We start from the raw sequence: 19,851 nt of genomic DNA, 5'->3' as shown, positions 1-19,851 counted from the left end.
ATACTGAAGAACGCAAGTATGGAAGGGGGTGGCAATGGCGGAGCTGCACGCGTTTCACCAGGCGACCGTGACCCGGATCATCAAGGAGACCGCTGACGCGCGGACGTTCGTGCTCGAGCCGCATGACCAGCCCTTTTCCTACCGCGCCGGCCAGTTCTGCACCTTTCGGGTCAGCGTCGACGGCGAGCAGTTGTACCGGTCGTATTCGATGTCGAGCGCCCCGGAGACCGACGCCGAGCTGATGACCACGGTCAAGCGGGTTCCCGGCGGCAAGGTGTCCAACTGGCTGATCGACAACGTGTCCGAGGGCGACGAGCTGACGATGACGCGCGCGGCCGGGACGTTCTGCCTCACCCCGACCGCGGCGCCGCTGCTGGCCTTCGCCGGCGGCAGCGGGGTCACCCCGATTCTGTCGCTGGCCAAAAGCGCATTGGCGACGACAGACCGCTCGGTGCGGGTGCTGTGTGCCGACCGCGATCGGACGTCGGTGATCTTCGACGCGGTGATGGACGAGCTCGCCGAGCACTACCCGCGCCGATTCTCGGTGGTGCGTCATCTCGACGACGAGCACGGCCTGATCGACGCTGCCGCGGTCAGCGATTTCGTCGGCGCCGACGCCGGCGCCGACTTTTACGTGTGCGGTCCGGAGGGGTTCATGACCGTGGTGCGCGCCGCGCTGCCGGGCGCGGGACGGGTGTTCATCGAGGACTTCGACGCGACACCGGCCGTGAAGCCGCCGGCTCCTGTCGACGCCGCCGAGACGGACGGCACCGTGACGATTTACCTTGAGCGCAAGAAGGTTTCGGTGCCGCGTGTCGCCGGTGAGACACTGCTGGAAAGCGCGCGACGGGCCGGGCTGGCGCCGCCGTTCAGCTGCGAGCAGGGCAACTGCGGGACCTGCATGGCCAGGCTCACCGAGGGCAGCGCCACGATGCGGGTCAACGACGCGCTTGAAGAGGACGAGGTAGCCGACGGCTATATCCTGACCTGTCAGGGCGTGCCGGACACGGCGAACGTGACGGTGCGTTACGAGTAGCCTCGGCAGGCATGACCGAGTTGTCTGCCTTCGCCGACCTGATGTCAGCCGATCACGGGCTGTGCGTGTTCAGCACGTTGCGTGGGGACGGCAGTATCCAGTCGTCGGTGGTCAACGCCGGTGTGCTGCAACACCCGTTGACCGATTCGACAGTTGTCGGGCTGGTGGCCATCGGCGGCTCCCGCAAGCTGCACAATCTGCGCGCCGATCCCCGAGCCACTGTCGTCGCCCGCAGCGGCTGGCGGTGGGCAGCAGTCGAAGGCACGGCGCAGCTGATCGGGCCGGACGATCCACACCCCGATGTCGACGACGAGCGGTTGCGGCTGCTGCTTCGCGAAATCTTCACCGCCGCAGGCGGAACCCACGATGATTGGGACACTTACGACCGGGTGATGCGCGAGCAGCGTCGAACGGCTGTCCTCGTCTCGCCTCGCCGCATCTACGCGAACCCAACCTAACCCGTTGCGGCCCTGAGTGTATCCGCCACGACGCGTCCAGTGTCGCGCAACGGCTGGGTGCTCCGTTGGCTGCGGCTCAGCATGATTGCGCCTTCCAGGCTGGCCAGTGCGAACATCGCGAGGCGGCGCGCCGCGGCAGGCTTGATGCCCTCGCTGATCAGCTGGGCGACCACCCGCGAGCGCCACGAGTCGAAAACCGCATCGCTTGCCTGGCGCAACGCTTCATTGGTGCTGGCGATCTCGCAGGCCAGCGTCCCGATCGGACAGCCGTCGGCGAAGTCGGACTCCTCCAGAGCGCGCGCAGCCCAGCCGAACCACTTCGTGGCGGCCTGGCCGATGTCGGCGGATTCGGTGAACACCCGGTCGAGCAGCTGTTCGTACCGCTCGGCCGTATGGGAAATCGCCTGCAGCGCAAGCTCTTCCTTGCCGCCGGGAAAAAAGTAGTACAGCGAGCCGATCGGACCGCCACTCTCCGCCACGATCTGTTTGAGCCCGGTGCCGCTATAGCCCTGCCGGCGGAACAGCCCCGCGGCCGCGGTCAAGAAGCGTTCCCGCGTCGGCGGGCTCACGATCGCATCGGAATGGACTCGATGATGCGCCGCGCGCTCTGGCGGTCAATCGCATAGGCGCTCAGCGCTTCACATTCGAGTTGGTCGTCCAGCCGCCGGCCGATCACGTCGAGCACGGTCTGTTTGGCCGACCGCACCGCAGACTGTTCGTGGCCGGCGATCCGCTCTGCCAGAGTCCGGGCGTGGCTCATCAGCTGGTCGTGGGCGACCACCCGGGTGACCAGGTTGACCTGCAATGCACGCGCGGCGTCGATCGGCTCGCCGCCAAGTTCCAAATCCAGCGCGACCGCCACGCCGCACGCATCGACCAGCCGCGAGATGCCGCCGTCTCCGTGATGAAAGCCCAGACTCACCAGCGGCGCACCGAACATCGCCTGCTCCGAAGCAATTCGGATGTCGCAGGCCAGCGCCAGCTCCAAACCCGCGCCCAGCGCCCAGCCGTTGATCGCGCTGATCACCGGCTTGGCAATACGCATTCCCCGTGTGAGCCCCCCGAAACCCACGCCTTTGGCGTTACGGCGCACGGCCGCAGCGTCGGCGTCGAGCCACTGCGCGAACCACGTGTTGCGGTCGGCGCCGGCACAGAACGCCGTGCCGGCGCCGGTCAGGATCGCCACGTCGGCGGTGTCGTCGTCGCGGAAGTCCGCCCAAATCTCCCGCAGCCGTTGGTCCATCGCCGGATCGATCGCGTTGCGCGCCGAAGGGCGGTTCAGTGTGATCGTCGCGATGCGGTCCTGCTTGTCGTATCGGACATAAGCCGTCTCCATCCAGGCAGATTATATAAAACGTTCTACTAGCGCAAGGGCCGCTTGGCCTACTTAGGCGGCGGGCGGTAGTCCGGCTGGTAGCCGTCGACCCGGATCGGGTTGCCGACCAGACGGAAATCGCCTGCGGTGACAACGATCTCCGGGGTGGCTTTCAGTGCCTCGGGCAGTGTGCGCACCGCCGCTGCGGGTATCCCCAGCGGACGCAGCCGGGCTTCCCAATTCACGGCGGTGTCGGTGGCCAACGCTGCCGCGACCACCGCGCGCACCTCGTCGGCTCGCGCCACCCGCTCGGCCATGGTCTCGAAACCCGCGATACCTGCCTCACCCGCGAAGGACTTCCAGAACCCGTCGTGGGTGATGAACAGCGCAAGATAGCCGTCGGCGGTCGAGAACATCTGCGCAGGAACGTAATACGAGTGTGCGCCAAAGGCCCGGCGCTGCGGCTCGACGCCGTCGTTGAGATAGGCCGACGCGTGGTAGTTGAGCTGGGAGAGCATTACGTCGCGCAGCGACACATCCACCTGCCCGCCGCGGCCGGACACGATCTGCGCCAGCAGGCCGAGCGCCGCCGCCAGGCCGGTCGAGTTGTCGGCCGAGGAGTAGCCCGGCAGCGTCGGCGGCCCTTCGGGATCGCCGGTCAGCGCAGCCACCCCGGTAGCCGCCTGCACCACATAGTCGAACGCCGGGTCGTCGCCGCCGTTCAATCCGAAACCGGTGATAGCGACGCACACGATCCGCTCGTTGAAGCCGCGCAGTGCCTCGTAGGTCAGGCCGAGTCGGCGGATCGCTGACGGTTTCAGATTGACCAGCAGCGCATGGGATTTCGCCACCAACTCGCCGAGCTCAGCTTGGCCGGCTGGCGAGTTGAGGTCCAGCCGGATGCTGTCCTTGTTGCGGTTCAGGCTGGCGAAGTAGCTGTCACTGACCTTCCGCGAGATCTCGCCGCCGGGCGGCTCGATCTTGGTGACGTGCGCGCCGAGGTCGGCCAGCAGCATGGTCGCGTACGGACCGGCCAGCATGGTACCGACCTCGAGGATCCGGATGCCGGCGAGTGGCGCCGTCATCGCACCTCCGCACCCAGCGCCGCAATGACTTCGCGGGTGCGGCGTTTGGAGGCGATCAGCTCGTCGCGGTTGTCGCCGAGAGGCAATAGGCGCACCGACAGGTCAGTCACCCCGGCGTCGGCGAAGCGACGGAACCGCGCCAGGATGGCCTCCTCGTCGCCGGCCGCGCAGATGTCGCCGACGTCTTTGGCGTCGCCGTAGCTCAGCAGCCGCTGGTAGTTCGGCGACACCTCGGCCTCGCCCAGAATCCGGTTGGCGCGCTCCCGCGCTGCGTCGACTTCACTTGTGGCACAAAGGCACACCGGTATCCCGGCGACGATCCGCGGTGCCGGGCGGCCCGCGTTGTCGGCCGCCTTGGTGATCCGCGGGACCACGTGCTCGGCGCACGACCGCTCGTCGGCCATCCACAACACGGTTCCGTCGGTGCGCTCACCGGCCAGCGTCAGCATCACCGGGCCGAGCGCCGCGATCAGCACCGGCAACGGAGCAACCGGCGCCAGGTCCAGCGGGTTGTGCACGGTGAAGGTCTCGTTCTCGACGTCAACCGGGCCGGGGCCACTGAAGGCGGCGGCGAGCACGTCGAGGTAGTCGCGGGTGTAGGCGGCAGGCCGCTCGTAAGGCAGGCCGAGCATGTCGCCGATGATCCAGTGATGCGACGGCCCCACACCCAACGCCAAGCGTCCGCCGGCGGCGGCATGCACCGACAACGCCTGGCGCGCCAGCGCAATCGGGTGCTGGGCCTGCAGCGGCACCACCGCGGTACCCAACTCGATCCGGGTGGTGCGCGTCGCCATCAGGGCAACCGCCGTCAGCGCGTCGAAGTCGTTGGGCACCTGGGGAATCCACGCGGTGTCCATGCCCACGGACTCGGCCCACTCGATGTCGGCGAGTAGTTTGGTGACCTTGCGGGCCGAATCGCCACGCTCGGCGCCGATCATTACTCCGAGACGCATGCTTCCTCTCCGGTCAGTCGGCGGATTTCGCTCACCAGGATGTCCAGTGGTGTTCCGGTCGGAAACACGGCCGCGGCACCGGCGGCTTTCAGTTTCGGTACGTCGGACTCGGGGATCGTGCCGCCGACGACGACGGCGATGTCGCCCGCGTCGGCCGCACGCAGCGCTTCGATGGTGCGGGTGGTGAGCGCGACGTGCGCACCCGACAGGATGCTCAGCCCGACGAGCGCGACGTCTTCCTGCACGGCGATCGACGCGATGTCCTCGATGCGCTGCCTGATGCCGGTGTAGATCACCTCGAAACCCGCGTCGCGCAAGGTGCGTGCGACGATCTTGGCGCCACGGTCATGCCCGTCCAGCCCGGGTTTGGCGACCAGAATGCGTACCGCCATCTAAAACACCACCGGTTGTTCGAATTCGCCCCACACCGCTTTGAGCGCGGAGACCATCTCGCCGACCGTGCAGTAGGCGTTGGCGCAGTCGATCAGTTTGTGCATGAGGTTGTCGGTTCCTTCGGCGGCGCGGGACAACGCGGCGAGGCTGGATTGCACTGCGGCCGAATCTCTTTCGGCCTTCACTTTGGACAGGCGCTTGAGTTGCAGATCGCGGCCTTCCGGGTCGAGCTCGTAGGTGGCGATCTCAGGTGGCGGCTCGGGCGTGACGAACCGGTTGACCCCGACCACCGGCCGCTCACCTGATTCGATCTCCTGGTGGATCCGGTAAGCCTCGTCGGCGATCAGCCCCTGCAGGTAACCGTCCTCGATGGCGCGGACCATCCCGCCGTGCTGCTCGAGATCGTGCATGATCTCGACGATGCGGGCCTCCGTCTCGTCGGTAAGCGCCTCGACGAAGTAGGAGCCGCCGAGCGGATCGGCCACCCGGGTAACGCCGGTTTCGTGGGCCAGGATCTGCTGGGTGCGCAGCGCCAGCGTGGTCGTCTCCTCGGTGGGCAGCGCAAACGGCTCGTCCCAGGCGGCGGTGAACATCGATTGGACGCCGCCGAGCACCGCGGCCATTGCCTCGTAGGCCACGCGGACGACGTTGTTGTGGGCCTGGGGCGCATACAGTGATGCTCCGCCGCACACGCAGCCGAACCGGAACATCGAGGCCTTGTCGGTCTTGGCGCCGTAGCGTTCCCGCACGATGGTTGCCCAGCGACGGCGTCCCGCACGGTATTTCGCGACCTCCTCGAAGAAGTCGCCGTGGGTATAGAAGAAGAACGAGATCTGCGGGGCGAACTCGTCGATGCTCATCCGTCCGCGTTCCACCACGGTGTCGCAGTAGGTGACCCCGTCGGCCAGCGTGAACGCCATCTCCTGCACCGCGTTGGCGCCCGCGTCGCGGAAATGCGCCCCGGCCACCGAAATCGCGTTGAACTTAGGGACTTCCGCGGCACAGAACTCGATGGTGTCGGCGATCAGCCGCAGCGACGGCTCGGGCGGCCAGATCCAGGTGCCGCGCGACGCGTATTCCTTGAGGATGTCGTTCTGGATGGTCCCGGTGAGCTTGGCCCGCGGCACACCCTTGCGTTCGGCGGCGGCCACGTAGAACGCCAGCAGGATCGCCGCCGTACCGTTGATCGTGAAGCTGGTGCTGATCTTGTCCAGCGGGATGCCGTCGAACAGGATCTCGGCGTCGGCGAGGGTGTCCACAGCGACGCCCACCCGGCCGACCTCCTCGCCGACCTCGGGGTCGTCGGAGTCGAAGCCGCACTGGGTCGGCAGGTCCAGCGCCACCGACAGGCCTGTCCCGCCCTGCTCCAGCAGGTAGCGGTAGCGGCGGTTGGATTCCTCGGCGGTGCCGAACCCGGAGTACTGCCGAAACGTCCAGAGCTTGCCGCGGTAGCCGCTGGCGAAGTTGCCCCGGGTGAATGGATAAGTGCCCGGTGGCGGCGGCTCGGTACCACGGTCCCCCGGCCCGTATACGGGTTCCAGCGGGATGCCGGATGAGGTCTGGGTCTGGTTATCCATCGACTGATAACGTACTTGCAAAAAAAGAGAATGCCAATACCGGGTCCTGCTGACCAGGACAAAGGAGAAGGATGAGCACTTTTCATGACCGCACCGTGGTGATCTCCGGCGCCAGCCGCGGGATCGGCCTGGCGATCGGTATTGCCGCGGCCCGGCAGGGCGCCAACGTGGTACTGCTGGCCAAGACCGACCAGCCGCATCCCCGGCTGCCCGGCACCGTGCACACCGCCGCCGCGGAGGTGGAGGCCGCGGGCGGCAAGGCACTGGCCGTCGTCGGCGACGTGCGCCGCGAAGAGGTCGTGCAGCGTGCGGTCGACGCGGCCGTCGAGCGGTTCGGTGGCGTGGACGTCTGCGTGAACAACGCCAGCGCGATCGCCACCGACCCCACCGAGAACCTGTCGGCCAAGAAGTTCGACCTGATGCAAGAGGTCAACATCCGCGGCACGTTTCTGCTGACCCGGGCGTGCCTGCCGCACCTGCGGGCGTCGTCGAATCCGCATGTGCTGACGATCTCGCCGCCGGTCAACATGAACCCGCGCTGGCTGGGCGCCCACCCGGCCTACACGTTGTCGAAATACGGGATGACGCTGCTGTCGCTGGGCTGGGCGGCCGAATACGCCGACGCCGGGATTGCGGTGAATTGCCTGTGGCCGCAGACGTATATCGCGACCGCCGCGGTGACGAACATGCCCGACGGCGACCGGCTGGCGCTCTCGTCGCGCAGTCCGCAGATCATGGGCGATGCGGCCGTCGAGATCATCTCTCGCCCGGCCCGGGAGGCGACCGGCAACTGCTTCATCGACGCAGACCTGCTCGGCGGTGACCTATCGCGGTATGGCGGCGGAGAAGAGCCGATTCGGGACCTGTTTCTGGACTGAGGCCCTACGCTGGCCGGCATGGCGATTCGGAGACCATCCACGTCGGAAATAGCCTCGGCGGCGGAGCATTTCGGTTTGCACTTCGACGACGACGCGTTGGCGGAATTCACGGCGATGGCCGGGTATTCGTTAGCGGCCTACGACGCGGTCAACGAGCTGTACGACGACATCGCCCGGCCACAGATCCCCGAACGCGCCTACGAGTTTCCGGGCGACAACCCGCTGGGCGCGTGGTATGTCACCACCGAGATCAGGTCGGGCGCCGACGGGCCGCTCTCGGGCAGACGGATCGCCGTCAAGGACAACATCACCGTCGCGGGGGTCCCGATGATGAACGGATCGCGGGCAGTGGAAGGCTTCATCCCCAGCCGCGACGCGACCGTCGTGCAACGGCTGCTCGATGCCGGGGCGGTGATCGCCGGCAAAAGCGTCTGCGAAGACCTGTGCTACTCGGGCTCCAGCTTCACCTCGGCCACCGGCCCGGTGCGCAACCCCTGGGATCTCGCCCGCGAAACCGGCGGATCCTCCAGCGGCAGTGCCGCATTGGTTGCCGCAGGCGACGTCGAACTTGCCCTCGGCGGCGACCAGGGCGGTTCGGTCCGGATTCCGGCGGCGCTGTGCGGGATCGTCGGACACAAGCCCACCTACGGCCTGATTCCCTACACCGGAGCCTTCCCGATCGAACGCACCCTCGACCACCTCGGCCCGATGACTCGCACCGTCGCCGATGCTGCGTTAGTGCTGGGGGTGCTCGCGGGACCGGACGGTCAGGATCCGCGTCAGCCGGATCACCTGCCGGCCGTGGACTACCTGGCTGCGCTCACCGGCGACGTCGCCGGTCTGCGGGTGGGCATCCTCACCGAGGGCTTCGGCCAGCCCGGCTCGCAGCCGGCCGTCGACGAGCTGGTCCGCTCGTCAGCGCAGCGCTTCTCCGAGATCGGCTGCGACGTCTGCGAGGTCAGCGTGCCGTGGCATCGCAACGTCGTTCATCTCTTCGCCGTCATCATGAGCGACGGCGCCACGTATCAGATGCTCGACGGCAACGGGTACGGGCTCGGTGTAGGGGGGCTCTACGACCCAGAGCTGATGGCGTACTTTGCGCGCCGGCGACGGGCCACCGCCGATCAGCTTCCAGCCGCGGTCAAAGCGCCCGCACTGTGCGGCCACTACAGTCTGACCACGCTCGGTGGCTCGTCATATGCCAAGGTGCGCAACCTATTACCACATGCGCGTGCCGCTTACGACAGAGCTCTCGAACAGTACGACGTCTTGGTGATGCCCACTGTCCCCAGCACGGCTGGCATACTGCCTGCCCCCGACGCAGACGATGCCACACTGCTGACCCAGGCGATGGGCAAAGCCCTCAACACCGCACCCATGAACGTGACCGGACACCCGGCGATTTCGGTGCCGGCCGGCTTGGTCGACGGGCTGCCCGTCGGGATGATGATCATGGGCAGGCGCTTCGACGACGCGACGGTGCTGCGCGCAGCCCATGCCTTCGAGGTGTTGTGTGGCGGCTTTCCTATGCCCGGCACAGGATCTCGCCGTGCGGGATCGCCAGCCAACCGTTAGGCGCGGCCGCCCACTGCCGCCAGGCGGTGGCGATTTCGTTGAGTTCTTCAGTGGTCGCCATCCGCGAGTCGACGAGTTGGCGGGCCAGGGCCGACTCGACGATCCGGTCCGCCCACATGCCGCCCCACCAGTCACGTTCTTCCGGTGTTGCGAAGCAGCAGATTCCGGCGGTGGGAGTGATGTCGTCGAACCCGGCCTCCTGCGCCCAAGACAGCAGGCGGCGGCCGGCGTCGGGCTCGCCGCCGTTGGCGCGAGCCGCCTGTTCGTAGAGATCCAGCCATCGATCTAGCGCGGGAAGCTGTGGATACCAGATGAATCCGGCGTAGTCGGAGTCCCGGGCGGCGACGATGCCGCCAGGCGCGCACACTCTCCGCATTTCACGCAGTGCGGCAACCGGATCGGCAACGTGCTGCAGTACCTGATGGGCGTGCACGACATCGAATGTGCCGTCGTCGAATTCGAGCGCATGCACGTCGGCGGTGGCGAAGGCGATGTTGGAGATGTTGCGCGCGTGTGCTTCCGCGCGTGCAGCGTCCAAGGCGTCGTCGGTGACGTCGACGGCGGTGAGTCGGCCGGGGGCGATTCGCTCGGCGAGATCCGCGGTGATAGTCCCGGGGCCGCAGCCGATGTCCAGCAGCGACATCCCTTGGCGCAGATGCGGTAAGAGGTAGGCCGCGGAATTTCCAGCCGTGCGCTGCCGATGCGAACGCAGTACCGACTCGTGATAGCCGTGTGTGTAGACGGCCCGACGTTCGCGGCTCATGGTGCTAACCATACGCCGCGTATCAAAATATGAAATATCTGTCTCAATATATGAGACATTAGTTCACCGGAACGTCGAGGATCGGGTGGTCCGCGTAGGCACCGTCGCCGTCAAAATGCCACCACTCGCCCGAATACACCGTCAGCCCGCCGGCGCTCATCGCGTCGCGCAGTCGTGCCCGGTTCGCCTGCGCCGTCGGGCTGACGCCGTCGGTTGCTGCGGCGTGGGCTCGGGGCGTGAAATCGTCGAAATCGGTTCCCATATCGGCGCCTTTGAGTGTCACGTCGACCGAGCGACCGGCCTCATGGCTATGCGCGTACTGGCCGGGCCGTGCCACCCAGGCAGAGTTGGGGACGACCTGAAACATCTTGACCTGCACGGCATGCGGCCGATAGCAGTCCCAGAAGACGAGGGTCTGCCCCTGCTGACGCAATACATTGGCAGCGGTCGCGAGACCCGAAGCCATGGATTCGTGCACCAGGCAACGGGCATCAGCCGGATACAGCGCTGCCCCGGTGAAGTTGTTGGACGTCGCATAGCGCAGGTCGATGACCGCGTCCGGAACGACGCTGCGGACGTCGACGAGCCCCGCCGCTTGTGCCTTCGGGCTCACCGGTGGCACGTCGGCGTTGGCGCGCGCACAGCAGGTGCTGCACGCCAGAAGCAGCAGTGCGACCAAGACCCGTCCGGCGATGAGCATTTCAGCATTGTCTCGCGGAAAGCTGCCCGGCGGGTCAGCGGCGGGCGTCGACCGCGTCAGGTACTGCCTTCAGCAGCTTCGCGTCGGCCGTGACCAACGTGAGCCGCTCGACTGTCGCCTGGGCGACAAGAACCGCGTCGAAGGGATCCTTGTGGGGCAGTGCCAAGAGATCGGACGCGAGACTGTGGCGGCGGGCGACGGGCAGATCGCGCAGGCCGGATCGATTGATCGCGTCGTCAAAGTCGTCGGGCAGCGTGACCTTGCCGATCGCCGCCTTCATTGCCAGCTCCCAGGTGCTCGCCGCGGAGACGAACACCGCTGCACTCGCAATGATTCGACCTCTCGCCAGGGCGCCCAGCCTGGGGCTGTCATCGAGCAGCCACAACACGACATGGGTGTCGAGCAAGAGGCCGCTCATTCAATGCCGAACAGGGCATTGAGGTCGCGGTCGGTGTCATCGAAATGGTCGGCGTCGTAGTCGAGTCGGCCGGCGAGCCCGCCGAAGGCGATGTCGGCCCGCACATGTGGGACAAGATCGGCGACCGGCTTGCCGGCCCGGGCGAGGGTGATCGTCTCGCCGTTTTCGACGCGAGCGAGCAGTTGCGACAGATGCGTCTTCGCCTCGTGGATGTTGACGGTGGGCATAAACCAACTCTACCGGGCTTAGTCTAGTCGGACTAGGCCAGCTGGCACACAGCGTAGTGGGATGATCCCGCTGCGAAAATTGTTGTCCTGCAGGCGATATCCGCGGATCAATCGGGCGTTGCCCTGGCGTCGCTAAACCACCTGGTGGCCAGGGCCGGGATCGAACCGGCGACCTTCCGCTTTTCAGGCGGACGCTCATACCGACTGAGCTACCTGGCCGGAAGGCACGTGTGCCTCGCCGCGATGGCGACCCTGACGGGACTCGAACCCGCGACCTCCGCCGTGACAGGGCGGCGCGCTAACCAACTGCGCCACAGGGCCTTGTTCATCTGCTCCGCGTCGCCGCGTCGCCGTACCCCCTACGGGATTCGAACCCGCGCTACCGCCTTGAAAGGGCGGCGTCCTAGGCCGCTAGACGAAGGGGGCCAGAACCGAATCTCTCCGGGGTACCCGCAACATGGTGACGTTGTGAGCCAAGCCAGCTTAGGCCACGGCAGACCGAATCCTCAAACGAGCTCCCGCCACGGAGGCAGTATCCTGTGCGTCGCAGCCCCTATAGCTCAGTTGGTAGAGCTACGGACTTTTAATCCGCAGGTCCTAGGTTCGAGTCCTAGTGGGGGCACTCTTGTCTGGCGGTGTTTCGGCTGATCCTTGACGTCGTGGCGGCGATCGCCGTCGGCTCGTGCGTGTCCAGGTTCTCTGCCGTCAAAATTAGCGATGAGCTAGGCTCCCGTGGTAGACGTTATTTCACCAAAGTGGAACATTCCGTTGCTGGAGGGTGCTTAGCGATGACAATCCCCGCTTTCCTGGGTGCGATTGCAATCGGTACCGCCGCCCTGGGCGCCGGTGTGGTCGTCGCGCCGGCCGCGGTCGCGGGTCCGCCCTACAAGAACTGCACTGAGGCCCACAACGATGGGCGCTATTACATCCCCCGGGGTGATCAGGCGTATCGGCCTGCACTGGATCGCGACAACGACGGCGTCGCCTGTGAAAGCTATTAACACACTGCCCCGCAGGTGGCTCGTGATTTGGTCGATCGTGGCGGGAATCGTCATCGTCGGCGCGATCGTGATTGCGCAACGGCCCTGGGAGAGCCACGACTACAAGGACTGCATCACCGCGAACCAGGGGGCCGTCGGCGGCATTGCCACACCGGCCTACACCCAAAAGGACCTCGAAACCTATTGTGCGCAAACGACAGGTAGGTAAAACCTGGGTACCCCCAGGCGATGAGAGGAATATCACGCCGCTCCTTCGGCCTGATCACCGCCGGGCTGAGCGCCACCGGCCTTGCCGCCGCGTGTAGCTCGAAGCCCGAAACCACGCCGACCGTCCCGCCGCCTCCGCCGGGCCCGGGCGTGGGGTTCGTGCTCTCCCATGAGCAGTTCCAAACTGCCCAGCTGGTCGACCAGGCGCAGGCGGCCGAGCGGGCGGGCTTTCGCTACCTGTGGGCCAGCGACCACATCCAGCCGTGGCAGGACAACGAGGGCCATGCGATGTTCCCGTGGATCACGCTGGCGTTGGTCGGCCAGCGAACCGAGCACATCCCGTTCGGCACCGGCGTCACCTGCCCGATCTACCGCTACCACCCGACGACCGTCGCGCACGCCTTCGCCTCGCTCGAAGTGCTCTACCCGGGCCGGGTGTTCCTCGGCGTCGGCACCGGCGAGCGCCTCAACGAGCAGGCGGCCACCACCCAGTTCGGCAGCTACCAAGAGCGCCACGACCGGCTGATCGAGTCCATCCAGCTCATCCGGCAACTGTGGACGGGTCAACGAATCTCATTCCAGGGCAAATACTTTCAGACCAACCAGCTCAAAATCTACGACCGGCCGCAAAAGCCTCCGCCGATCTTCGTCGCCGCCGGCGGTCCGAAAAGCGCACACCTGGCCGGTCAATACGGCGACGGCTGGATCGCGCAGGCCGACAGCATGAAAGACCAGAAGCTGGTCGACGCTTTTATCCAGGGCGCCAAGGATTCCGGCCGCGACCCAGCGACGCTGGGCAAGCGGGCCGAGATGTTCGCCGTCGTCGGCGACCAGGGCGAGATCAATCGCGCCGCCGAGCTGTGGCGCTTCACCGGCGGCGCCGTCGATCAACCCAACCCCGTAGATATTCAGCGCGCAGCCGAAGCCAACCCACTCGACAAGGTGATCAAAGGCTGGACCACCGGTACCGACCCCGCGGTCCACATCAAAGCCGTCCAGTCTGTTCTCGACGCCGGGGCGACGCCGTTCATGCACTTCCCGCAGCAGGACCCGAAAACGGCGGTCGAGTTCTACCGCACGAAAGTTCTACCGCAGCTGCACTAACCGCCCAGCACCGCGCTGAGATAGGTGACGTCGGCAAAAGCCGCCGCGACGTCGTCGTCGGGATAGGTAAAACCGTTGTCGGCGTGCAGCTGCGCGACGGTGCGGTGCGACACCTGCCAGCCATGCCGGGTCAGGTACTCGATGATGTGGCTGCGTTCGAAGTGGTAGACGAGCTCGTTGAAGTCGATGTCGAAGCCGAGCTCGCTCATCCGCTCATGATGCGCACGCCACCGCTCATCAGCGAAAATCGTTGTGTCCGGCACGAATTCGGATGCCAATCGACTGCCGGCAGCACTGAGCGCGGTGATGTTGTCGAACAGCGCGTCCTGGGCCTCGGGTGGCAGATACACAACGAGGCCCTCGGCACTCCACGCCGCGGCGGCGTCCGTGTCGAATCCGGCATCCCGCAGCGCCGCCGGCCAGTCGTCGCGCAGATCGACGGCCACGGTCCGCCGCTCCGCGGTCGGCTCGGCGCCCAGCTTGGCCAGCGTCGCGGTCTTGAAATCGATCACCTCGGGCATATCGACCTCGTAGACGACGGTTCCCGCCGGCCACGGCAACCGGTACGCCCGCGCGTCGAGGCCCGCCGCCACGATGACCGCCTGACGGATGCCGCCCTCCGTCGCCTCGACAAAGAAGCGGTCGTAGAACCGGGTCCGGACCGCCATCCCCCGGGCCATCCGGTCCGGGTCGAATTCGGAGTCCTCGGTGACCGGGATCTGCCCGTCCACCAGGCGGGTGTAGACGTCGTAGCCGACCGCGCGCACCAGCGGGGCAGCAAACGGGTCGTCGATCAGCGATGCCGCCGCAGCCAGCGCTCGTTGTGCGGCAACCATCGTCGCCGTCGCGCCGACGCTGCTCGCCAGATCCCAGGTATCGCTGTCGGTGCGCATTCGGGTACTCCCATCCGAGGTTCTCAATAATATAGATCAGCTAGTTATCTGTAGCGGATGGGGACTGTCATGGACTTCGCCCAACGGACCATCGACCTGGCCCGCCGGAACGTCGCCGAAGGCGGGCGCCCGTTTGCGACGGTGATCGTCAAGGACGGCGAAGTCCTCGCCGAGAGCGCCAACAAGGTCGCCCAGAGCCACGACCCGACCGCGCACGCGGAGATCCTTGCCATCCGTCAGGCCTGCACGAAGCTGGGCACCGAGCACCTCGTCGGCACCACCATCTATGTGCTGGCCCACCCGTGCCCGATGTGCCTGGGTGCGCTGTACTACTGCTCACCGGATCAGGTCGTGTTCCTCACCAACCGCGAGCAGTACGAGCCCTACTACGTCGACGACCGCAAGTACTTCGAGCTCGCAACGTTTTACGGGGAGTTCGCCAAGCCGGCCGACCAGCGGCGTCTGCCGATGCGCTACGAACCCCGCGACGACGCGGTCGACGTGTACCGGTTCTGGAACGAACGCAACGGCGGAGAACGACGGGTGCCCGACGCCCCCGTCGGCTGACCCTTGACAGCCCGGACCCGCGCTGCGCTACTATCTGCGTATGCATGCAAGTAATAGGGATATGCGGCTGCCGGACGATCAGGTCCGCCTGGTGGCCGAGGTGTTCCGCATGCTGGCCGACCCGACGCGGGTCCAGGTGCTCTGGTCGCTCGCCCATCGGGAGATGTCGGTCAACGAGCTTGCCGAGCATGTGGGCAAGCCGGCCCCGTCGGTCTCGCAGCACCTCGCCAAGCTGCGGATGGCCCGGTTGGTCCGCACCCGTCGCGAAGGCACCACGATCTTCTACAGCCTGGAAAACGATCACGTGTGCCAGCTGGTCACCGACGCCGTCTTCAATGCCGAGCATGCCGGTCCGGGCGTTCCGCCGCATCACCGCGCCGACGCCGGACTGCAGGTCGTTGCCGAAAAGTCAACGAAACAAAGGAGATAAGGATATGTCGCACCACGACCACCCGCACGAAGCGCCGCACTCACACGAACACGAGCACGGCGGCGTCGCTCACACGCACGACCACACGACGCACGAGCACGAGCATGTCGAACACGAGCACGCCCACGCACACGACGACGGCACCGAACACACTCATCAGCACGTGCACCAGGCCGGGCTCGAGGAGGCGCACAGCCACGCCCACTGACGCGGGTTAAACGTTGGGGCAGTAGTGCTTTGGGTTGTCCCGCTCGTCGGCCGGCGGCAGGTTGCGCGCAGGGGTGTGCACCAGCGGTGCGTCGGCCGGGATGCGGCCGGTGGCGCGGTCCCACCCGGCGCGGGCCCGCGGATGCTTGCGATAGCGCCGCGGCACCAAGGCGAAGACCAGCCGGACGACGTCGCCAAATCGGCGGTGCAGCCACTCGTCCCGAGACGACCAGGTGTAGCCCATCAGCTCGCGCACCGGCGGGTCGTAGAGACCCACGGTGAACCAGACGAAGAACCGTGCCATCAGTTTTCGCTGTGCGGCCCACAGCCAATCCGGGAGCCGTTGCGCGAACGGCGGTTTCGGTAACTCAGTCAGATTGAGCACCTCGCGGGCGGCATAGTTGTTCTCCAGAACCTCGCGGCACATGTGGTCCCAGTAGACCTGGAAGTCCTCCCAGGATTCCGGTACCGGCCGCATGCTCATGCCATACATCCGGTACCACTCGACGTGCTCGTCGAAGAGCTGCCGCTTCTGCGCCTCGGTGATGCCGCCGCAAAAACGTTCGGCCACAATCAAAGTGCCGACGAAGAAGGTGGCGTGTGCCCAGTAGAAGACATCGGGATTGAGCGCGTGGTAGCGCCGGCCCTGAGCGTCGACGCCCTTGATGTCGACGTGGTAGTCGCGCACCTCGGCGCCGGTAATCGGTGCACGATCGCCGTCGAACACCACGCCGCCGATCGGGTACAACGAGCGCAGCAGCCGCGGCCAGCGTTCCCGGAAAAACGTCGAGTGATCCTCGACCGCCGCGCCGAGTTGCGGATGCATGTTCTGCATCGACCCCGCCCACGGGCCCTGCAGCATCCCGCGCCAGTCGCCGAAGTATTTCCAGGTGAGCGAATCAGGTCCGAGCGGCGTGGGCGGCGCGTCGTATCCGGCTGGCGACACCGGGCAGCCCGAGGCCACTTCGCTGGTCAGCGGGCGCGCCTGGAAAGTATCTTGAGTCACTGATGATGTTTCCTGTCCGGTCTCAGCCACACTGACTACATGCGTTGTCAACCTAAACCTTAGGAGCGATGTGTCGTCCGGTCAACGACGGGGGCGCTGGTCCGGTGTTCCCCTCGAGGATCGCCAGGCTCTGCGCCGGGACAAACTCGTCGCCGCCGGAGTGCAATTGCTCGGTGGCGAAGGGGGTCCGGCGGTCACCGTCCGGGCGGTGTGCCGCGAAGCCGGGCTGACCGAACGCTACTTCTACGAAAGCTTCAGCGACCGAGACGAATTCGTGCGCGCGGTCTACGACGACGTCTGCACGCGGGCGATGTCGACGCTGACATCGGCGGCCACTCCGCGCGAAGCCGTCGAGCAGTTCGTCGCGTTGATGGTCGACGACCCGGTGCGGGGACGCGTGCTGCTGCTGGCACCCGAGGTGGAGCCGGTGCTGACCCGCTCCGGCGCGGAATGGATGCCCAACTTCATCGACCTGCTGCAGCGCAAGCTCACCCGGATCGGCGACCCGGTCATGCAGAACATGGTCGCCACCAGCCTGATCGGGGGCCTGACCGCGCTGTTCACCGCATACCTGGACGGGCGGCTGGCGGCCACCCGCAAGCAGTTCATCGACTACTGCGTCGACATGCTGCTCAGCCGCGCCACGGTCTAGCCGCGCGAGCAGGCGGCACGCTGACATCGCGAAACTTGATGCTACCGACGTACACAGATATATTGACTGCAACCAACAGATACAGATAACTGGAGGGGCCCATGTCGGCTGACCTGACCGACCTGCACCTGTTGCACGAACTCGAACCCGTCGTCGAGAAGAACCTCAACCGGCATCTGTCGATGCACAAGAACTGGAACCCGCACGACTACATCCCGTGGTCGGACGGGAAGAACTACTACGCGCTGGGCGGGCAGGACTGGGAGCCCGGGCAGTCGAAGCTTTCCGACGTCGCCCAGGTGGCGATGGTGCAGAACCTGGTCACCGAGGACAACCTTCCGAGCTACCACCGCGAGATCGCGATGAACTTCGGCATGGACGGCGCCTGGGGCCAGTGGGTCAACCGCTGGACCGCCGAGGAAAACCGGCACGGGATGGCGCTGCGCGACTACCTGGTGGTGACCCGGGCCGTCGACCCGGTCGAGCTGGAGCTGCTGCGCATCGAGGTGGTCAACCGGGGTTTCAGCCCGGGCCAGAACCACCAGGTTCGGGAAGACCTGTTCGCCGAGAGCCTGTTCGACTCGATCATTTACGTCACCTTCCAGGAGCTCGCGACCCGGATTTCGCACCGCAACACCGGTAGGGCCTGCAACGACGCAATCGCCGACCAGCTGCTGGCCAAGGTCTCGGCCGACGAGAACCTGCACATGATCTTCTACCGCGACGTCAGCGAGGCCGGATTCGAGATCGCGCCCAACCAGGCGATGAAGTCGCTGCACCGGGTGCTGCGCAACTTCCAGATGCCCGGCTTTCAGGTGCCGGAGTTCCGCCGCAAGGCCGTCGTCATCGCCGTCGGCGGCGTCTACGACCCGCGCATCCATCTCGAGGACGTCGTCATGCCGGTCCTGAAGAAGTGGCGCATCTTCGAGCGCGAGGACTTCACCGGTGAAGCCGCCGCGATGCGCGACGACCTGGCGGTGCTGATCAAGGAGCTCGAGCAAGCCTGCGACAAGTTCGAGGTGTCCAAGCGGCGCCAACTGGAGCGAGAAGAACGCACAGGCAAGCGCACCACCGCCCAGGAGCTGCACAAAACCGCAGGCAAACTCACCATGAGCCGGCGGTAGCCGGCGTTGCGCATCGGGCCCATTACGCTCGCCAGCCCGGTGGTGTTAGCACCGATGGCGGGTGTCACAAACGTTGCGTTCCGGACGCTGTGCCGGGAGCTCGAGCAGGCACTGGTCGGGACGGTCAGCGGCCTTTACGTCTGCGAGATGGTGACCGCACGCGCGCTCGTCGAGCGGCATCCGGCCACCATGCACATGACGACGTTCTCCCCCGACGAGTCGCCGCGATCGCTGCAGCTCTACACCGTCGACCCGGCCACCACCTACGCGGCGGTGAAGATGATCGCCGACGAGGACCTGGCCGATCACGTCGACATGAACTTCGGCTGCCCGGTGCCCAAGGTGACCCGTCGCGGCGGCGGGGCGGCGTTGCCCTACAAGCGGCGGCTGTTCGGCCAGATTGTCGCGGCTGCCGTGCGCGCCACTGAGGGCACCGGCATCCCGGTGACGGTCAAGTTCCGGGTCGGCATCGACGACGACCACCACACCCACCTCGACGCCGGCCGCATCGCCGAATCCGAGGGTGCCGCCGCGGTGGCTCTGCATGCCCGCACGGCGGCGCAGCGCTACTCCGGTGCGGCGGACTGGGAGCAGATCGCGGCGCTCAAAGCCCAGGTGCGGACGATCCCGGTGCTGGGCAACGGCGACATCTTCGACGCCAGCGACGCCCTGACCATGATGGCCAGCACCGGCTGCGACGGCGTCGTCATCGGCCGCGGGTGCCTGGGCCGGCCGTGGCTGTTCGCCGAGCTCTCGGCCGCCTTCACCGGCAGCCCGCCGCCCACGCCGCCGACGCTGGGCCAGGTCGCCGACATCATCCGCCGGCACGGGGCGCTGCTGGCCGCGCACTTCGGTGAAGACAAGGGCATGCGTGACATCCGCAAGCACATCGGCTGGTATCTGCACGGCTTCCCCGCCGGGTCGGAGCTGCGACGGGCGCTGGCGCTGGTCAAGACGCTCGACGAGCTTGACCGCCTGCTGGACCAGCTCGACGCCGCGGTCCCCTTCCCGGAGGCGGCCACCGGACCGCGCGGCCGGCAGGGATCCCCGGCGCGCGTCGCACTGCCCGACGGCTGGCTCACCGACCGCGACGACTGCACCGTCCCGGCCGGGGCCGACATCATGCACTCCGGTGGCTGAATCGAAGCCATCTCGACATCGCGTTTCGGCCGATGTCTGGCTACGATGTGGAACTTGTTGCAACGCGCTCCGGTGGACCCCCGGGGGGAGCGCGAATTCGTGGTGCTGCCACCGCCAGCACTGCCCTGATGTATGCGCACGA

The 19,851-nt window shown here is 66.5% G+C and carries 25 protein-coding genes and 4 tRNA genes; 14 read left to right on the top strand and 15 right to left on the bottom strand.

The genetic code is table 11. The features are described from left to right. Positions 1-34: 34 nt before the first annotated feature. Positions 35-1,036, top strand: a complete 1,002-nt coding sequence (locus MFM001_RS22335; protein ID WP_116377440.1) for a ferredoxin--NADP reductase — start codon at positions 35-37, stop codon at positions 1,034-1,036. A gap of 11 nt (positions 1,037-1,047) precedes the next feature. Beyond that, entirely contained in the window at positions 1,048-1,494 is a 447-nt protein-coding gene (locus MFM001_RS22330) for a TIGR03618 family F420-dependent PPOX class oxidoreductase (RefSeq protein ID WP_116377439.1), read from the top strand. On the opposite strand, the gene MFM001_RS22325 is transcribed toward MFM001_RS22330, so the two are convergent. From MFM001_RS22325 to MFM001_RS22300, 6 genes are read right to left on the bottom strand one after another with little or no spacing between them, the layout of a single operon-like run. After that, complete coding sequence (locus tag MFM001_RS22325; protein ID WP_238159338.1) at positions 1,491-2,036, bottom strand: TetR/AcrR family transcriptional regulator; 546 nt, start codon at positions 2,034-2,036, stop codon at positions 1,491-1,493. The two genes, MFM001_RS22330 and MFM001_RS22325, sit on opposite strands and share 4 nt — an antisense overlap. Positions 2,037-2,059: 23 nt before the next feature. Then, positions 2,060-2,830, bottom strand: a complete 771-nt coding sequence (locus MFM001_RS22320) for an enoyl-CoA hydratase/isomerase family protein (RefSeq protein ID WP_116377437.1) — start codon at positions 2,828-2,830, stop codon at positions 2,060-2,062. A 47-nt stretch (positions 2,831-2,877) separates the two neighbouring features. Further along, a complete protein-coding gene (locus MFM001_RS22315; RefSeq protein WP_116377436.1) occupies positions 2,878-3,894 on the bottom strand; it encodes a CaiB/BaiF CoA-transferase family protein in 1,017 nt (338 codons plus the stop codon). After that, positions 3,891-4,847, bottom strand: a complete 957-nt coding sequence (locus tag MFM001_RS22310) for an LLM class F420-dependent oxidoreductase (protein WP_116377435.1) — start codon at positions 4,845-4,847, stop codon at positions 3,891-3,893. Before MFM001_RS22310 ends, MFM001_RS22315 begins: the two co-directional genes overlap by 4 nt. After that, entirely contained in the window at positions 4,832-5,239 is a 408-nt protein-coding gene (locus tag MFM001_RS22305; RefSeq protein WP_116377434.1) for a cobalamin B12-binding domain-containing protein, read from the bottom strand. Before MFM001_RS22305 ends, MFM001_RS22310 begins: the two co-directional genes overlap by 16 nt. After that, entirely contained in the window at positions 5,240-6,817 is a 1,578-nt protein-coding gene (locus tag MFM001_RS22300; protein ID WP_116377433.1) for a methylmalonyl-CoA mutase family protein, read from the bottom strand. It abuts the gene before it with no gap. Positions 6,818-6,888: 71 nt separating this feature from the next. Here MFM001_RS22300 and MFM001_RS22295 point away from each other — a divergent pair, with 71 nt between their 5' ends. Beyond that, positions 6,889-7,695, top strand: a complete 807-nt coding sequence (locus MFM001_RS22295; protein ID WP_116377432.1) for an NAD(P)-dependent oxidoreductase — start codon at positions 6,889-6,891, stop codon at positions 7,693-7,695. 18 nt (positions 7,696-7,713) lie between these two features. Next, complete coding sequence (locus MFM001_RS22290; protein ID WP_116377431.1) at positions 7,714-9,270, top strand: amidase; 1,557 nt, start codon at positions 7,714-7,716, stop codon at positions 9,268-9,270. Here MFM001_RS22290 and MFM001_RS22285 read toward each other — a convergent pair. The 7 genes from MFM001_RS22285 to MFM001_RS22255 form a co-directional block, all read right to left on the bottom strand. After that, the gene (locus MFM001_RS22285; protein WP_116377430.1) at positions 9,221-10,033 is read right to left on the bottom strand and encodes a methyltransferase domain-containing protein; all 813 of its coding nucleotides are present in this window, start codon (positions 10,031-10,033) and stop codon (positions 9,221-9,223) included. The two genes, MFM001_RS22290 and MFM001_RS22285, sit on opposite strands and share 50 nt — an antisense overlap. A 58-nt stretch (positions 10,034-10,091) precedes the next feature. Continuing rightward, complete coding sequence (locus MFM001_RS22280) at positions 10,092-10,733, bottom strand: M15 family metallopeptidase (RefSeq protein WP_116377429.1); 642 nt, start codon at positions 10,731-10,733, stop codon at positions 10,092-10,094. 34 nt (positions 10,734-10,767) lie between these two features. Beyond that, positions 10,768-11,139, bottom strand: a complete 372-nt coding sequence (locus tag MFM001_RS22275; protein ID WP_238159337.1) for a type II toxin-antitoxin system VapC family toxin — start codon at positions 11,137-11,139, stop codon at positions 10,768-10,770. 8 nt (positions 11,140-11,147) lie between these two features. Next, on the bottom strand, positions 11,148-11,378 hold the full coding sequence (locus tag MFM001_RS22270; protein ID WP_116377427.1) for a type II toxin-antitoxin system Phd/YefM family antitoxin: 231 nt from the start codon (positions 11,376-11,378) through the stop codon (positions 11,148-11,150). Positions 11,379-11,520: 142 nt separating this feature from the next. After that, a tRNA-Phe gene (locus tag MFM001_RS22265) sits at positions 11,521-11,597 on the bottom strand. A 25-nt stretch (positions 11,598-11,622) separates the two neighbouring features. Next, a tRNA-Asp gene (locus MFM001_RS22260) sits at positions 11,623-11,699 on the bottom strand. Between the two features lie 32 nt (positions 11,700-11,731). Then, positions 11,732-11,804 (bottom strand) — tRNA-Glu (locus MFM001_RS22255). Between the two features lie 123 nt (positions 11,805-11,927). Between MFM001_RS22255 and MFM001_RS22250 the strand changes: the two genes are divergently transcribed. From MFM001_RS22250 to MFM001_RS22235, 4 genes are all read left to right on the top strand, one after another. Further along, a tRNA-Lys gene (locus MFM001_RS22250) sits at positions 11,928-12,000 on the top strand. A 166-nt stretch (positions 12,001-12,166) separates the two neighbouring features. Beyond that, positions 12,167-12,379: an excalibur calcium-binding domain-containing protein gene (locus MFM001_RS22245; RefSeq protein ID WP_116377426.1), complete on the top strand. Its 213-nt coding sequence runs from the start codon at positions 12,167-12,169 to the stop codon at positions 12,377-12,379. 22 nt (positions 12,380-12,401) lie between these two features. Continuing rightward, the gene (locus tag MFM001_RS22240) at positions 12,402-12,587 is read left to right on the top strand and encodes a hypothetical protein (protein ID WP_116377425.1); all 186 of its coding nucleotides are present in this window, start codon (positions 12,402-12,404) and stop codon (positions 12,585-12,587) included. Positions 12,588-12,607: 20 nt separating this feature from the next. After that, entirely contained in the window at positions 12,608-13,690 is a 1,083-nt protein-coding gene (locus MFM001_RS22235; RefSeq protein WP_116377424.1) for a F420-dependent hydroxymycolic acid dehydrogenase, read from the top strand. On the opposite strand, the gene MFM001_RS22230 is transcribed toward MFM001_RS22235, so the two are convergent. Continuing rightward, positions 13,687-14,583, bottom strand: coding sequence for an SAM-dependent methyltransferase (locus MFM001_RS22230; protein WP_116377423.1), 897 nt, complete (start codon positions 14,581-14,583; stop codon positions 13,687-13,689). The two genes, MFM001_RS22235 and MFM001_RS22230, sit on opposite strands and share 4 nt — an antisense overlap. A gap of 69 nt (positions 14,584-14,652) precedes the next feature. Between MFM001_RS22230 and MFM001_RS22225 the strand changes: the two genes are divergently transcribed. From MFM001_RS22225 to MFM001_RS22215, 3 genes are read left to right on the top strand one after another with little or no spacing between them, the layout of a single operon-like run. Then, positions 14,653-15,150, top strand: coding sequence for a nucleoside deaminase (locus MFM001_RS22225; RefSeq protein ID WP_116377422.1), 498 nt, complete (start codon positions 14,653-14,655; stop codon positions 15,148-15,150). Positions 15,151-15,190: 40 nt separating this feature from the next. Beyond that, positions 15,191-15,580, top strand: coding sequence for a metalloregulator ArsR/SmtB family transcription factor (locus MFM001_RS22220; protein ID WP_116377421.1), 390 nt, complete (start codon positions 15,191-15,193; stop codon positions 15,578-15,580). 4 nt (positions 15,581-15,584) lie between these two features. Continuing rightward, complete coding sequence (locus tag MFM001_RS22215) at positions 15,585-15,788, top strand: zinc transporter Slc39a7 (RefSeq protein ID WP_116377420.1); 204 nt, start codon at positions 15,585-15,587, stop codon at positions 15,786-15,788. 6 nt (positions 15,789-15,794) lie between these two features. Here MFM001_RS22215 and MFM001_RS22210 read toward each other — a convergent pair whose 3' ends face one another. Beyond that, a complete protein-coding gene (locus MFM001_RS22210; RefSeq protein WP_116377419.1) occupies positions 15,795-16,793 on the bottom strand; it encodes an oxygenase MpaB family protein in 999 nt (332 codons plus the stop codon). Positions 16,794-16,863: 70 nt separating this feature from the next. Here MFM001_RS22210 and MFM001_RS22205 point away from each other — a divergent pair, with 70 nt between their 5' ends. The 3 genes from MFM001_RS22205 (at position 16,864) to dusB (ending at position 19,709) form a co-directional block, all read left to right on the top strand. Next, a complete protein-coding gene (locus MFM001_RS22205; RefSeq protein ID WP_116377418.1) occupies positions 16,864-17,445 on the top strand; it encodes a TetR/AcrR family transcriptional regulator in 582 nt (193 codons plus the stop codon). Positions 17,446-17,546: 101 nt separating this feature from the next. Further along, positions 17,547-18,569 (top strand): acyl-ACP desaturase, encoded by a 1,023-nt coding sequence (locus MFM001_RS22200; protein WP_116377417.1) that lies wholly within the window; start codon positions 17,547-17,549, stop codon positions 18,567-18,569. A 6-nt stretch (positions 18,570-18,575) separates the two neighbouring features. Beyond that, entirely contained in the window at positions 18,576-19,709 is a 1,134-nt protein-coding gene (gene dusB, locus MFM001_RS22195) for a tRNA dihydrouridine synthase DusB (protein WP_116377416.1), read from the top strand. The last annotated feature ends 142 nt before the right edge of the window (positions 19,710-19,851 follow it).

This window comes from Mycobacterium sp. MFM001, from assembly GCF_003402475.1.
Taxonomy (GTDB): domain Bacteria; phylum Actinomycetota; class Actinomycetes; order Mycobacteriales; family Mycobacteriaceae; genus Mycobacterium.
Note: the sequence above shows the minus strand (reverse complement) of the source record. Positions and strands in the feature narration are given on the sequence as shown.

Bases quoted from the DNA above. Each gene is read 5' to 3' on its own strand.
- MFM001_RS22330 (WP_116377439.1), top strand. From the start codon at position 1,048: ATGACCGAGTTGTCTGCCTTCGCCGACCTGATGTCAGCCGATCACGGG.
- MFM001_RS22320 (WP_116377437.1), bottom strand. From the start codon at position 2,830: ATGGAGACGGCTTATGTCCGATACGACAAGCAGGACCGCATCGCGACG.
- MFM001_RS22200 (WP_116377417.1), top strand. From the start codon at position 17,547: ATGTCGGCTGACCTGACCGACCTGCACCTGTTGCACGAACTCGAACCC.
- MFM001_RS22315 (WP_116377436.1), bottom strand. From the start codon at position 3,894: ATGACGGCGCCACTCGCCGGCATCCGGATCCTCGAGGTCGGTACCATG.
- MFM001_RS22215 (WP_116377420.1), top strand. From the start codon at position 15,585: ATGTCGCACCACGACCACCCGCACGAAGCGCCGCACTCACACGAACAC.
- MFM001_RS22230 (WP_116377423.1), bottom strand. From the start codon at position 14,583: ATGCGCACCGACAGCGATACCTGGGATCTGGCGAGCAGCGTCGGCGCG.
- MFM001_RS22220 (WP_116377421.1), top strand. From the start codon at position 15,191: ATGCATGCAAGTAATAGGGATATGCGGCTGCCGGACGATCAGGTCCGC.
- MFM001_RS22225 (WP_116377422.1), top strand. From the start codon at position 14,653: ATGGACTTCGCCCAACGGACCATCGACCTGGCCCGCCGGAACGTCGCC.
- MFM001_RS22235 (WP_116377424.1), top strand. From the start codon at position 12,608: ATGAGAGGAATATCACGCCGCTCCTTCGGCCTGATCACCGCCGGGCTG.
- MFM001_RS22290 (WP_116377431.1), top strand. From the start codon at position 7,714: ATGGCGATTCGGAGACCATCCACGTCGGAAATAGCCTCGGCGGCGGAG.
- MFM001_RS22245 (WP_116377426.1), top strand. From the start codon at position 12,167: ATGACAATCCCCGCTTTCCTGGGTGCGATTGCAATCGGTACCGCCGCC.
- MFM001_RS22305 (WP_116377434.1), bottom strand. From the start codon at position 5,239: ATGGCGGTACGCATTCTGGTCGCCAAACCCGGGCTGGACGGGCATGAC.
- MFM001_RS22295 (WP_116377432.1), top strand. From the start codon at position 6,889: ATGAGCACTTTTCATGACCGCACCGTGGTGATCTCCGGCGCCAGCCGC.
- MFM001_RS22335 (WP_116377440.1), top strand. From the start codon at position 35: ATGGCGGAGCTGCACGCGTTTCACCAGGCGACCGTGACCCGGATCATC.
- MFM001_RS22310 (WP_116377435.1), bottom strand. From the start codon at position 4,847: ATGCGTCTCGGAGTAATGATCGGCGCCGAGCGTGGCGATTCGGCCCGC.
- MFM001_RS22280 (WP_116377429.1), bottom strand. From the start codon at position 10,733: ATGCTCATCGCCGGACGGGTCTTGGTCGCACTGCTGCTTCTGGCGTGC.
- MFM001_RS22270 (WP_116377427.1), bottom strand. From the start codon at position 11,378: ATGCCCACCGTCAACATCCACGAGGCGAAGACGCATCTGTCGCAACTG.
- MFM001_RS22285 (WP_116377430.1), bottom strand. From the start codon at position 10,033: ATGAGCCGCGAACGTCGGGCCGTCTACACACACGGCTATCACGAGTCG.
- MFM001_RS22300 (WP_116377433.1), bottom strand. From the start codon at position 6,817: ATGGATAACCAGACCCAGACCTCATCCGGCATCCCGCTGGAACCCGTA.